The organism is Butyricicoccus sp. AM78-15b2TA (assembly GCF_027665985.1).
GTDB lineage: Bacteria > Bacillota > Clostridia > Oscillospirales > Butyricicoccaceae > Agathobaculum > Agathobaculum butyriciproducens.
Genome location: NZ_JAQEHY010000019.1, coordinates 1 through 12,700, shown reverse-complemented (window position 1 = coordinate 12,700; position 12,700 = coordinate 1). Strand labels below are relative to the sequence as shown.

General features: G+C 50.2%; 16 protein-coding genes and 1 tRNA gene. 11 read left to right on the top strand and 6 right to left on the bottom strand.

Translation table 11 applies throughout. The features are described from left to right. The first annotated feature begins 18 nt into the window (after window positions 1-18). Window positions 19-261 carry an AbrB/MazE/SpoVT family DNA-binding domain-containing protein gene (locus PGS25_RS13580; RefSeq protein WP_110437393.1) on the top strand — a complete coding sequence of 81 codons (243 nt, stop codon included), beginning with the start codon at window positions 19-21 and terminating at the stop codon, window positions 259-261. Between the two features lie 67 nt (window positions 262-328). Here PGS25_RS13580 and spoIIID read toward each other — a convergent pair whose 3' ends face one another. The 6 genes from spoIIID to PGS25_RS13550 all read right to left on the bottom strand — a co-directional run bounded on the left by spoIIID (window position 329) and on the right by PGS25_RS13550 (window position 5,026). Further along, window positions 329-601, bottom strand: coding sequence for a sporulation transcriptional regulator SpoIIID (gene spoIIID / locus PGS25_RS13575; RefSeq protein ID WP_117492171.1), 273 nt, complete (start codon window positions 599-601; stop codon window positions 329-331). Window positions 602-941: 340 nt separating this feature from the next. Next, window positions 942-1,514 carry a TetR/AcrR family transcriptional regulator gene (locus tag PGS25_RS13570; RefSeq protein ID WP_158574625.1) on the bottom strand — a complete coding sequence of 191 codons (573 nt, stop codon included), beginning with the start codon at window positions 1,512-1,514 and terminating at the stop codon, window positions 942-944. 244 nt (window positions 1,515-1,758) lie between these two features. Continuing rightward, on the bottom strand, window positions 1,759-2,910 hold the full coding sequence (locus PGS25_RS13565) for a sodium ion-translocating decarboxylase subunit beta (protein ID WP_118564533.1): 1,152 nt from the start codon (window positions 2,908-2,910) through the stop codon (window positions 1,759-1,761). Window positions 2,911-2,925: 15 nt separating this feature from the next. Beyond that, window positions 2,926-3,312, bottom strand: coding sequence for a biotin/lipoyl-containing protein (locus tag PGS25_RS13560; RefSeq protein WP_270419088.1), 387 nt, complete (start codon window positions 3,310-3,312; stop codon window positions 2,926-2,928). 14 nt (window positions 3,313-3,326) lie between these two features. After that, window positions 3,327-3,656, bottom strand: a complete 330-nt coding sequence (locus PGS25_RS13555; RefSeq protein WP_202183378.1) for an OadG family protein — start codon at window positions 3,654-3,656, stop codon at window positions 3,327-3,329. Window positions 3,657-3,658: 2 nt separating this feature from the next. Beyond that, the gene (locus PGS25_RS13550) at window positions 3,659-5,026 is read right to left on the bottom strand and encodes a pyruvate carboxylase subunit B (RefSeq protein WP_270419108.1); all 1,368 of its coding nucleotides are present in this window, start codon (window positions 5,024-5,026) and stop codon (window positions 3,659-3,661) included. Between the two features lie 769 nt (window positions 5,027-5,795). Between PGS25_RS13550 and PGS25_RS13545 the strand changes: the two genes are divergently transcribed. The 10 genes from PGS25_RS13545 to PGS25_RS13500 all read left to right on the top strand — a co-directional run. Continuing rightward, a tRNA-Arg gene (locus tag PGS25_RS13545) sits at window positions 5,796-5,872 on the top strand. Between the two features lie 569 nt (window positions 5,873-6,441). Beyond that, complete coding sequence (locus tag PGS25_RS13540) at window positions 6,442-6,645, top strand: hypothetical protein (protein WP_270419087.1); 204 nt, start codon at window positions 6,442-6,444, stop codon at window positions 6,643-6,645. Then, complete coding sequence (locus PGS25_RS13535; protein ID WP_002304312.1) at window positions 6,642-7,571, top strand: DUF6017 domain-containing protein; 930 nt, start codon at window positions 6,642-6,644, stop codon at window positions 7,569-7,571. Before PGS25_RS13540 ends, PGS25_RS13535 begins: the two co-directional genes overlap by 4 nt. Window positions 7,572-7,577: 6 nt before the next feature. Then, window positions 7,578-8,405, top strand: coding sequence for a ParA family protein (locus tag PGS25_RS13530; RefSeq protein WP_002304313.1), 828 nt, complete (start codon window positions 7,578-7,580; stop codon window positions 8,403-8,405). Then, window positions 8,362-9,288, top strand: coding sequence for a ParB/RepB/Spo0J family partition protein (locus PGS25_RS13525; protein WP_002304314.1), 927 nt, complete (start codon window positions 8,362-8,364; stop codon window positions 9,286-9,288). Before PGS25_RS13530 ends, PGS25_RS13525 begins: the two co-directional genes overlap by 44 nt. Window positions 9,289-9,296: 8 nt before the next feature. Further along, complete coding sequence (locus tag PGS25_RS13520) at window positions 9,297-9,824, top strand: hypothetical protein (protein ID WP_002304315.1); 528 nt, start codon at window positions 9,297-9,299, stop codon at window positions 9,822-9,824. Window positions 9,825-9,878: 54 nt separating this feature from the next. Next, window positions 9,879-10,520 (top strand): DUF3846 domain-containing protein, encoded by a 642-nt coding sequence (locus PGS25_RS13515; protein ID WP_002588969.1) that lies wholly within the window; start codon window positions 9,879-9,881, stop codon window positions 10,518-10,520. A gap of 10 nt (window positions 10,521-10,530) precedes the next feature. Next, window positions 10,531-10,842: a DUF5720 family protein gene (locus PGS25_RS13510; RefSeq protein WP_002304317.1), complete on the top strand. Its 312-nt coding sequence runs from the start codon at window positions 10,531-10,533 to the stop codon at window positions 10,840-10,842. Window positions 10,843-10,878: 36 nt separating this feature from the next. Next, window positions 10,879-11,361, top strand: a complete 483-nt coding sequence (locus PGS25_RS13505) for a PcfB family protein (RefSeq protein WP_002304320.1) — start codon at window positions 10,879-10,881, stop codon at window positions 11,359-11,361. Continuing rightward, a partial coding sequence (locus PGS25_RS13500) for a type IV secretory system conjugative DNA transfer family protein (RefSeq protein WP_270419086.1) occupies window positions 11,361-12,700 on the top strand: 1,340 nt, incomplete at its 3' end. The genes PGS25_RS13505 and PGS25_RS13500, both read left to right, overlap by 1 nt.

Genomic DNA, 12,700 nt, shown 5'->3' with positions numbered 1-12,700 from the left:
AAATGGAGTGTGTTGAAAATGAAATCCACCGGTATTGTTCGTAAGGTTGATGAACTTGGTCGCATCGTGCTCCCGATTGAGCTGCGCCGCACTATGGGCATCGAAGTAAAGGACGCTCTGGAAATCTACGTTGACGGCGATCATATCGTCCTCAAGAAGTATGAGCCGTCCTGCGTCTTCTGCGGTAACGCAAAGGACATTATCCACTTCAAGGGTAAGAATGTCTGCAGCGATTGCGCACATGAGCTCGGTCTGCTTTAAGCCTTTACATAGCAACACTGTCACGCTGCTTCTGTTTGCCGACTTTCCGCTTGGAAAGTCGGTTTTTTTATTTTTCACCGCGTCGCTGCGCCGCTTCGGCGCGGTATTTCGCCTGTGTTGCTCTGCCGCCGCGTATGTGCCGCTCCTGCTTGTTCACCTGCAGAACGGTCTGTACGCGCTCATACAGCTCGGTATTCAGCTTTTGCAGGCGCGTTGTGATATCCTTATGTACGGTTGACTTGGATATTCCGAACCGTGCCGCAGTCTGCCGCACGGTGGCCTTCTGCTCGATCATGTACTGCGCCAGACGGATCGTGCGCTCCTCCGGTAAGCCCTTCACCGCTGTTTCCCTCCTGCCTGATGAGGTTTCATCTGTGACAGTGTATGTGGATTCGGGGACGGTTAGAACGTGTCAGTTCTGTTTTTCGGGCAAAAGAAAAGCGCTGCTATTGCAGCGCACAGTCTGTCGAAAAAGTCGTATAGTCAGCATTTCGCGCGGCAGCGCGCATGAAACAGCATTTGCTCTGCAAATGCTCAAAAAGGGTAGCATGTATCACCCTTTTTGAACTTCTGGAGGGAGAAAGTTTCTGTATAGGAACTTTCGGACGACTTTGGAACGGCCCACGGTCCGTTCCTTCCTGTCGGCGAAACTGTAGTTTCGCGACAGCCTCACGCGCTGCTTACTGCAGCGCGTGCATTCCCTGTGTGTGATAGGTAATCAGCTGATTCAGTCCGGCACGGACCTCGCTCGGGCGAACGCGGTTCTTGAGGATATGTACCGTCCCGTCCACCAGATTGCGTGCCATGATCTGCGCCATCATCGGGCTGTTCTCCTCGTCGGCCAGCATGGACACGATCTTGGACGCAATCAGTTCAATCATTACCGGCCGCAGGTTTTCATATCGGGTGCCGTTGGCCTGCTCCATGATAAGAAGAAGGCCGTATTTCTCCGCCAGCAGCAGCGAGAGTACCTCCTCGGTGAGCAGCATGCGGAATTCCTGCGCGTCCATATTCAGGTCAAACCGCATGCTGCGGAAGCGCAGAATCATGCGCTTCAGGCCGTCTGCAGCGCTGTCGGTCAACTCGTAGAACAGCTCCTCCTTATTCTTGAAGTAGTGGTAGAGGTTGCTCTTGCTGATATTTACCTTGTCCGCGATCATCTGCAGCGAGGTGCGGTCATAGCCGCGCTGCAGGAATAAATGCTCGGATTCAAGCAGAATTTTGTGTCGAAGTTCGTCTTTTAGTACCTGCACAATAAGGACCACCCGTTCATTTCTTACATTTATTATAAAACAGGGCGACATAAATTGTCAAGAAAGCATAAAAAATTGAGAATGCAAGATGTAGAATTCGCGTGATGTTTTACCTTTGCGTGAGAGCACAATGTGCTCCCCTTACGGGATATCGTGTGCATACCGTTACAAATTGATTTTCAATTCTTCTCAACCAAAAGAGCATAAAAAAGAACCCAAAAATTCGGGTTCTTTTGCTTTGCACTTACGCGCCGAATACCTTGAGGACAAAGCCTGCGGCAACAGCGGAGCCGATAACACCGGCTACGTTCGGGCCCATCGCGTGCATGAGCAGGAAGTTTGCCGGATTGGCCTTCTGGCCCTCAACCTGCGAAACGCGCGCTGCCATAGGAACGGCAGATACACCGGCCGAGCCGATCAGCGGGTTTACCTTGCCGCCGGTCAGCTTATACATAACCTTGCCGAACAGCAGGCCGCCGACGGTCGAGAATGTGAACGCGATCAGGCCAAGGATGATGATCTTGATGGTTTCCCAGGTCAGGAAGGTGGACGCAATCGCCTTGCAGCCTACCGACAGACCGAGGAAGATGGTGACGATGTTGCACAGCGCGTTCTGCGCGGTGTCGCTCAGGCGGTCGGTTACGCCGCACTCACGCAGCAGGTTGCCCAGCATGAGCATGCCGATCAGCGGAGCGGTATCCGGAATCAGCAGGATAACAATGATGGCAACTGCGATCGGGAATACGATCTTCTCGGTCTTGGAGACCTGACGCAGCTGCTCCATCTTGACCTCGCGCTCCTTCTTGGTTGTCAGCAGGCGCATGATCGGCGGCTGGATAAGCGGTATGAGCGCCATATACGAGTACGCCGCAATAGCGATGGCGGGCAGGTAATCCGGCGCCAGACGGGAAGCGACCAGAATGGAGGTCGGACCGTCCGCACCGCCGATGATGGCGATGGCTGCCGCTACTGCACCCGGGAAGCCGAGCACCAGCGCCAGCAGGAATGCAGAAAAGATGCCGAGCTGTGCCGCTGCACCCAGCAGCAGCGAGGACGGGCGCGCGATCAGCGGGCCGAAGTCGGTCATGGCACCGATGCCGAGGAAGATGATGGACGGATAAATCGCATGCTGGACGCCCTGATAGAACACCCACAGCATACCGGGACTGGAACCGTCAACCGGTGCATTGAGCAGGCCGGTCAGCGGCAGATTGGCCAGCAGCATGCCGAATGCGATCGGAACGAGCAGCAGCGGCTCAAATTTCTTGCCGATACCCATGTACAGCAGCACGCATGCAATGATGATCATGATCAGGCTGCGCGGGTCCTCCGCGAAGGACGCGAAGCCCGAGCTTGCCAGAATGCTGCCTAATGCACCGAAAAACGAAAATTGCATAGTACGCGCCTCCCGTTACATCGTGCAGAGTGCTGCGCCGGTCTGTACGGAAGCGCCCTTCTGTACGCAGACAGAGCCGACCGTGCCGTCATGCGGTGCGCAGATCTCGTTCTCCATCTTCATGGCCTCGAGAATAAACAGCACATCGCCTGCCTTGACAGCCTGACCTGCCGTGCAGCGCACATCCAGAATGGTGCCCGGCATGGGCGCTGCGACGGTCTCGCCGCCTGCAGGCGCTGCTGCGGGTGCGGGTGCTGCTGCCGGAGCCGGCGCTGCCGCGGGTGCCGGTGCTGCTGCAGCCGGTGCCGGTGCGGGAGCCGCGCCGGTCGGAACTGCGCTTACCGACCCCTTTTCTACTTCTACTTCAAACTGCTTGCCGTTAAGCGATACCTGATATTTCATGTTTCTTTCTCCCCTTAAACCGCCTTGATGGACTTAAATACAAGCTGATCGAGCGGAATGCCCGTTTCGTGGCTGACGATAGCCATAACGCAGGCCGCCTCCACCTCGCTGACGCCTTCCAGCTTGACCTGCGGAGCCGGTGCAGGTGCTGCTGCCGGAGCCGCAGCCGCCGGAGCCGCTGCACTGACCGAAGCCGGATGCGCGGTGTGCTTTTCGAGCGCGCCCATCACACGGGAAATAACAGCGATGACACCCCAGAGAAGTGCCAGCATCAAAAATACAATAACGATACCGGACAGGGCGATCATGAGCGCGTCCAGTACGCTGATCGGATCGTGTACCATGCTCACTTAACCTCCTTGAACGAATAGCTTGCGGTGAAGGTCTGCCCCCGGCGCTCAAAGAACTGCTCTGCCTGCTGCGGGAATGCGATATAGGACAGGACGTCCTCTTCACTGCGGGCATGCGTGCCGAGATGCTCGCGTGCAGCCGGAAATTCCGGCTCGAGCGTATCGGCAAAACGGCCGGTCATCGGCTGCTCGTCACCGAGCACCTGCTTGGCGAGTTCGGGATTGACTTCGCCCGGTGCCTTGCCGTATTCGCCGCGAATGTAGCTCTTGATTTCCTTGCCGATCGACTTGTAACGGCCGCCGAGGAGAACGTTGACCGTTGCCTGTACGCCGACCATCTGCGAAAGCGGCGTTACCAGCGGCGGATAGCCCATATCGGCACGCACGCGCGGCGTTTCGGCGAGTACCTCATCGAGACGGTCGATTGCGTTCTGTGCCTTCAGCTGTGCCACCAGATTGGACAGCATGCCGCCCGGGATCTGGTACACGAGCGCATCGGTCTTGGTGGACAGGACATACGGGTCGAACATACCGCTCGCCGCGAACTTGTCCTTGACCGGCACGAAAAATTCGTTGATCTCATGCAGCGTTTTGGAATCCACGCCGCAGTCATAGCCCATCTGCTGGAGCGCGTAGACCATGGACTCGGTTGCCGGCTGGCTGGTGCCGCCCGACATGCACGAGGTTGCACAGTCGATGCCGTCCGCACCGGCTTCCGCTGCCTTTAGATAAGTCATATAACCCAGACCGGTGGTCGCGTGTGTATGCACATAAACCGGGATTTTGATGTTCTGCTTGAGTGCGGTAACCAGGTCATAGCACTCCTGCGGAGACATGATGCCCGCCATATCCTTAATGCACAGCGAGTTGCAGCCCATGGCTTCGATCTGCCTGCCGAGCGAAACGAACATCTCCAGATTGTGGATCGGACTCAGTGTGTAACAGATACAGCCCTGTGCATGGCCGCCTGCCTTGAGGCATTCGTCCACAGCGGTCTCGATGTTGCGCAGATCGTTCAGCGCATCAAAAATACGGATGATATCCATGCCGTTCTCGATGCACTTGCGGACAAAACGGCGCACGGTATCATCCGAATAATGGTGATAGCCGAGCAGGTTCTGACCGCGCAGCAGCATCTGCAGCTTGGTGTTCTTCATGTGAGATTTGATCTTGCGCAGACGCTCCCACGGGTCCTCATGCAGATAGCGCAGGCAGGAATCGAAGGTCGCACCGCCCCAGCACTCAATCGAGTGATAGCCGGCCTGATCCATCTCATCGAGAATGCCCTCGAAATCCTCAAACGGCATTCGCGTCGCAATCAGCGACTGCTGCGCGTCACGCAGCACCGTTTCGGTGATGTGCATTTGTTTCACAAGTATGCCCCCTCCTTCGGGAAATAAATGGGTTTCGTGATTCCCCTCATTAACCCCATATATGTAATTGTATCATATCACTTTCTGCACCCGCTTGCAAGAATATGATTCTTTAATTTTGCACAGCTGCACTTTACTTTTTTCACCGCATTCGGAATTGACTTTTTGCTCTCAATGCAGTAATATAAATATATCGCGTGCTGCGACTCTGCGCGAAGGAGCCGCTCGCAAAAACTTTTGTTTTTGTGTCTCAGTAGCTCAGTTGGATAGAGCACACGCCTCCTAATTATCGGATGCTTCTTGTTCTTTTTCCTGTGAAAACTTCATATTTTTTTCATTTGTCTCAGTACCTCAGTTGGATAGAGGGTTCGCCTCCTAAGCATGTGTTTTATCACAGAGAATTTTCTCTTGTCGCGGACCGTTGTTAGATAAAGATACGAATGGATTTTGGAGTTTACTCGTTCTGGACCGCGAAAAAACGTGAAATATGACGCGCAACAAAATCGTCCTTTAAACACTGCATTTCACGCAGATCACACTATTTTTAATACCTGTCTCAGTAGCTCAGTTGGATAGAGCACATGCCTCCTAAGGGCTTGTTGGAGCAATCGCCCAACACTAAAAATTTTATATACGTCCATGTACCTCAGCAGGATAGAGGGTTCGCCTCCTAAGGTTGCGTTACAACGGCCACCTCAAAAAAAACTAAATAAGGGATTGCAGTTCGACTTTGATCGGGCTATAATCATATATCAGACACGTCCATATAGCTCAGCTGGATAGAGCACACGCCTCCTAAGCGTGGGGTCGGAGGTTCAAATCCTCTTATGGACGCCAGTGAACAACGCCGAAAGCCTTTGTTTTCAAGGGTTTTCGGCTTTTCTTATATAAAAAGCTACGAAAAAGCTCTTTCACTGTATGAGATAAAATTCTACTCCAAAATTTGATTTTTGACAACCCCTCCAGAATCGAACGGTTGTTATAAGACAAAATCGCCAGCTAATTTTTAGCAGAAAACGGGCTGTTCTTGCTAATGAAAATGCCCTTCCTGCTAATCAGCCCCAAAATCGTGCCAAAAATCCAGCTAATCAAAAAAGGCGGATGTTTTGAATACCATGCAGTTATAGCAGATAAAATTAAATATCGTTATGTACATAGAGCGTCTATTTGCCCCGCATTGGGGATGGATAGGCGCTCTTTTTTTATGCCCAAACCCATGGGCAAATACAAGAGATTGGAGGTGTTTTATTTGAGCAAGCCTGTTTATACCGCAGACAAGCCGAGCGACTGTCATTACTGCTACTTCTGGACGAATGGCAGAAAGGGCTGCCGTCTGGGTAGAAATAATTGCTACTACTTAATCTCTTTGCCGCCGAAACCCAAGTCGGAATGTGATGGCTGTCCCTATGGGCGAGATCACCCGTGCATTGGTTGGTGTACGAAGAAGGTTATGCGTGAAGTGGGGCTTCGTTGATATGGATGCGTATGAACAGGAATACCGCTTCTGCTATTTTGCCCGATGTCCTTACGAAAAGACGGATACGACTTTCCGCAGCATTCCGCTGACAACAGAAAGTTTTCCGCAGAAAGAAGGTGGTGAAGCCGTGTGAGTTTTGATTATTTTTACGGTCAGCAATCCGATCTATTCACATTCTATCGAGTTCCGAAGGTGTTGTTCACGAACGAGAGGTTCTGGAATATTTCTGCCGATGCCAAGATGCTGTATGGCATTTTGCTTGACCGCATGAGCCTGTCTGCCAAGAATGGTTGGATAGATAAAAACGGTAGAGTGTATATCATTTTTACAATCGACGAAGCGAAGATGGCTCTGAACTGTGCTGAACAAAAGGCTATCAAGCTGCTCAGTGAACTTGAGAAGAAAGCAGGATTGATTGAACGTAAGCGCCAGGGTTTGGGAAAGCCCAACCTGATCTATGTGAAGAACTTTATCTCTGCTGTGGATTCACAACTCTTGAATTGTGAAAATCACAATTCTGGAACAATGGAAATCACAACTCAAGAACTTCCGAAATCACAATGTAATAATACTGATATTAAAAATACTGAATTTAGTGATACTGATTCTATCTTTCCTTCCGGAAATGGTGGAATGATGGACGAGAATGACCGGTATCAAGAATACTTTGATTATTTCTCGGATCAGCTCAGTATGGATTTGTTGAAGAAGGATTACCCTTACGATTCCGAAATGCTGGATAACATTCTGGAGTTGATCGTTGAAACAGTTTGCACGAAGCGACCGTTGATTCGCATTGGTGCAGAGGAGCGTCCGGCAGAAATTGTCCGCAGTCGGTTTATGAAACTGAATGCCGAACACATTCGATATGTTATGGACTGCTTCAAGGAGAACACCACAAAGATTAGAAATATCCGTCAGTATATGCTGACTACGATATACAATGCGCCGACGACAATAGACACCTACTACGATGCTCTTGTTCGGCACGATATGTCACACGGATATTTGGAAGGAGGATTTAAGAAATTGAAAATGAAGCGAGAGGAAGGAGAGTGACGATAAATGTCGAAAAAAGCAACCATCATTGCGGTGGTCAATCAGAAAGGAGGCACTGGAAAGACCACCACCACCGAGAATCTGGGCGTTGGCTTGGCTCTTGAAGGAAAAAAGGTGCTTCTGGTAGACACCGATCCCCAGGCTTCCCTGACGGTCAGTTTGGGCAATCCCTGCCCGGATGATCTGTCTCCGACACTTTCCGATCTGATGGGAAAGATTATGATGGAAAACCCTATTACTCCCGATGAAGGGATTCTTCATCATCCGGAGGGCGTTGATTTGGTGCCGTCCAACATCGAACTCTCAGGTATGGAGGTAGCACTGGTCAATGCCATGAGCCGGGAAACCATTCTCCGGCAATACCTGGATACAGTCAAACAGAATTATGATTACATTCTTCTTGACTGTATGCCGTCTTTGGGTATGCTGACCGTCAATGCGTTGGCAGCTGCCGACAATGTGCTGATACCGGTTCAGGCAGCATACCTTCCTGCAAAGGGTCTGGAACAGCTGCTTGGAACCATCAACAAGGTCAAGAGGCAAATCAACCCGAAACTGAGGATTGAAGGGATTCTTCTGACGATGGTGGACAGCCGCACCAACTACTCCAAAGACATCAGCAATCTGATTCGGGAGAGCTACGGCGGAAAGCTGAAGGTTTACAAGACCGACATTCCCCGCTCTGTCCGTGCAGAGGAAATCAGCGCAGAGGGAACCAGTATCTTCAAGCATGATCCCAAAGGCAAAGTTGCCGAAGCCTATAAAATTCTGACGAAGGAGGTGTTAAACAATGCAGAAAAAAGGCGCAAACATCAGCTTGAAGGGGTACGATGATATTTTCTCCACCGATCAATCCAGAGCTGAAGCCCAGCAGGAGCGTGTGCAGGAAATTCCGCTTTCTGAGCTACACCCCTTTGAGGGACACCCCTTCCGTGTGGTTGATGATGAAGAAATGATGAAAACGGCAGAGAGCGTCCGAGATTTCGGAGTTCTCACTCCTGCGATTGTCCGTCCTGACCCCGACGGTGGTTATGAAATCGTTTCTGGTCACAGGCGGCACCGGGCATCGGAGCTTGCGGGTAAGGAAACCATGCCTGCGATTGTTCGTGACCTGGACGATGATGCAGCCATTATTTTGATGGTTGATGCGAATTTGCAGAGGGAGAGTATCCTGCCGAGTGAAAGAGCATTTGCTTATAAGATGAAGCTGGATGCGATTAAACATCAAGGTCAACGCACCGATTTAACTTCATCCCAAGTTGGGATGAAGTTGCAGGCAATGGATATAGTCGGTCAGGAGGCAGGAGAAAGCAGAAATCAGGTACACCGTTATATCCGTCTGACCGAACTGATTCCGGAACTGCTGGATATGGTAGATACGGGTCAGATCAAATTCAATCCTGCGGTGGAGCTTTCCTATCTGGCAAGTGAAGAACAGAAGGATTTTCTTTCTGCAATGGATTATGCTCAAGCAGCTCCTTCCCTTTCGCAAGCACAGCGAATTAAAAAGCTCGCACAGGAGGGCGAGTGTACGCTGGATGCGATGTGCGAGATTATGAATGAAATCAAGAAGGGAGAGCTGGACAGAGTAACCTTCAAAACGGATTCGTTGCGAAAATACTTCCCGAAGTCCTATACCAACAAGCAGATGGAGGATAAAATCATTCAGCTTTTGGAGCAATGGCAGAAAAAAAGAGAAAAATCAATGGAAAGGTAAGGTAAAAAATGTTTACACCCAAAAACATTCAGGGCGCTTTGGAAGAACTCTACGACCTTTGCGATCCTGATTATATGGTAGATATGCTCGTAAACTACAGTGAGGAGTTCGATGATATTTCTCCTGCGCTTCTGGCAAAGTCGTTTCAGAAAAATGCCGAGATGATTAGCGAGTATCGAGTATTGTCCTCTGCTGGTGAGGGTATCGACTATCAGGGAAAGGTACTTCTGAACAGCAGAGCCGTGCGGCTTCTGTCCTATGTAGAAGATATGAGCGGCGATGAAAAAGTTCGCACGATTCAGAGCAAGGAGCTGTGGTTAGCAGAAGATATGACATTCTATGTGGTGTCCTGTATGTCTACGATCACGATGGACAAGGAAGAAGCCATTTGTCTTAACGAACACCGCAGCGTGGTTACTACGGTGGAATGCGAGGACGATATTTTCTTCGACATGGGTTCCCTGATTTGCGAACTGGACGATATTTGCTTGTTCGAGCTTTTAGCCGATGTGGATGCGACTATTTATGAACTGTAACAGGTTCATGGATGGTCGCTTTTCTTATTTCCAAAGAAACGGAGGTATCGAAACTTGAAAGAATACGATGTGAAGATCACCGAAACCTTGGAGAAAACGGTTACGGTGCAAGCAGAATCTCACGATGCGGCAGAGGAACAGGTTAGAGCCGCTTATTACAATTCGGAGTACATTCTGGACTCCGAAAACTTTACCGGTGTTGCGTTCGGCACGACCGAGGAACGGGAGGTTCAGAAAGAACAGGCAGATACCATGAATGTGTTGCTGGTAAAGCCGTTCATGTATCCGCAGGCTGTGCAGATCGGCTGTGAGCTGGAGGATTTGCAGAAAGCCGTAGGTGGCGATATTGAGGCAACTTATCCGTTCAATGAGCCGGTTGCACTGGTGATGCACGACGAAGGTAAACTCGTAGGCAAAGAACTGAACCGTGCGCTGCGTGATGATGACGGCGATATTTATGACATTATCGCCGGTGATTTTCTGGTTGTGGGATTGGGCGAGGATGATTTTTGTTCTCTGTCCCCGGAACTGATGAAGCAGTTTGAGGAACACTTTCATCAGCCTGAGACTTTTGTACGCATGGGGCGCAGCATTATGGCGCTTCCCCTGCCGGATGACATGGTGAAGAAAGAAGATGCACCTGTCAAAGCTGATTCGGTTCCCCACAAAAGTAACCCTGACCGAGATGTTCTGTAAGGAGGTTCTTATGCAAAGAAATTCGACGATTGGAGAGCTGATGGAGCGAAAGCGGATTCAGGATGGTGCCAAGGAGTACCAGGGACATACCTATATGGACTTGGCACGATTTGATGACGCCACCAAGCACATGATTATTTTCGATGTGCTGACCGATGAATCGCCTGTCGGTTGGAAAGGCGAAAGAAATCGCCTGTATTTGAGCGATGTGGGTTATCAGAAGGCTCTGGATAACCAGAAAGCTGGCAATATCAAGATTATCAGCCATGCCGCAGTTGCCAAGGGCAATCTGTATTACGACCACAGAGATATGGCACGATAATCTGTTCACTCTACTGCTTGCAGGAGGTGATGAATCATGCAGGAAGAAGTTGAAAACAGAACAGTAAACCTGGCGATCAGCACAACCAAGCTGACGGGGCGCACTATCATTGCCGGTATCCGCAAGTATTTGCAGCACCGGGAAAAAGTGAAGATGAAAAAGGCACGAGACCCTGCCGTTCATGGAAAGCAATCCGTGAAACAGCTTTTGGGACAGAATCAGGGTGCTACGAATGTTGAGATCGACAAAGAGAGTATCCGTGATTTTGAAAAGCTCGCCAAGAAGTATGGCGTGGACTTTGCCGTAAGAAAAGATAAGTCCGTTGATCCTCCCCGGTTTCTTGTTTTTGTCCGTTCTAAAGATGCAGATGCTTTGGATGCAATCTGCAAGGAACATCAGGCAAGGGCATTAACCAAGAATGAAAAGCCGAGCGTTCTGGCGCAGCTGAAGAAGTTCAAGGAAATTGTCGCAGCGATTCCGAAGAAGGTTCGAGAGAAGAAACAGGAGCGTGATCTGTGATGGATAAGAGAAAAATGAAAAAGCTCCTGATTCTGAATTTACCGTATTTTCTGGTAGGGTTGTTCGCTACGAATTTAGGAGAAGCATGGAGATTGGCTGAGGGGGCAGATTCATCTGCGAAAATCCTCAGCTTTTTTCATGCCCTTCCGATAGCCCTGAACAATCCGTTTCCCAGCTTTCACCCGTTGGATTTGCTGATTGGTATTCTCTGCGGCGCAGGACTTCGGCTGGCTGTCTATCTAAAAGGCAAAAACGCAAAGAAGTACCGACACAATGTTGAGTACGGTTCTGCTCGTTGGGGAACGGCAAAAGATATTGAGCCGTTTATTGCACCAAAGTTCGAGGACAATGTGATCCTGACGAAAACGGAGCGGCTGATGATGAGCAATCGCCCGAAGAATCCTGCCAATGCCCGAAATAAGAATGTTCTGATTATCGGCGGTTCGGGTTCCGGTAAAACTCGCTTTTGGTTGAAGCCAAACCTTCTCCAGATGCACAGTTCCTATGTGGTCACTGACCCGAAAGGCAGCATCGTGATTGAGTGCGGCAACGCCCTTTTGAAGCATGGCTACACCATCAAGATTTTCAACACCATCAACTTTCAGAAGTCGATGCACTATAACCCATTTGCCTATATCCATTCAGAAAAAGACATTCTGAAACTGGTGACAACGCTGATTGCCAACACAAAGGGTGATGGAAAAGCCGGTGATGAGTTCTGGACGAAGGCGGAAACGCTGCTCTACTGTGCCTTGATCGGATATATCCACTATGAAGCTCCGGTTGAGGAACAGAATTTCTCCACCCTGATTGAGTTCCTGAACGCAATGGAGGTGCGGGAAGATGATGAGGAGTTCCAGAACCCGGTGGATCTGATGTTTGAAGCCCTGGAAAAGAAAAAGCCGAATCACTTTGCAGTCCGTCAGTATAAAAAATACAAGCTGGCTGCCGGTGTTGTATGCTCTAAAAGACTTCTTAATCAAGCGGTTGGGAAGTCTCTTAGAACACACAACCTAAAACCGAAGAAAGGAGCGCAAGTTATGAGAAAAAACGAGAAAATCACAGCTCTGTACGAACGACTGAGCCGTGATGACTTTGGCAAAGATGATGACCAGCAGCGTGAGAGCAACTCCATATCCAATCAAAAAGCAATGTTGGAGGAGTTCGCCGCACGGCAGGGTTTTACAAACATTGTCCATTTCACGGACGATGGCATTAGCGGCACCTGCTTTGACCGTCCCGGATTTTTAGCAATGATGAAAGAAGTGGAAGCCGGGAATGTGGAGTACCTGTGTATCAAGGACATGAGCCGCATGGGTCGTGACTATCTGAAAGTCGG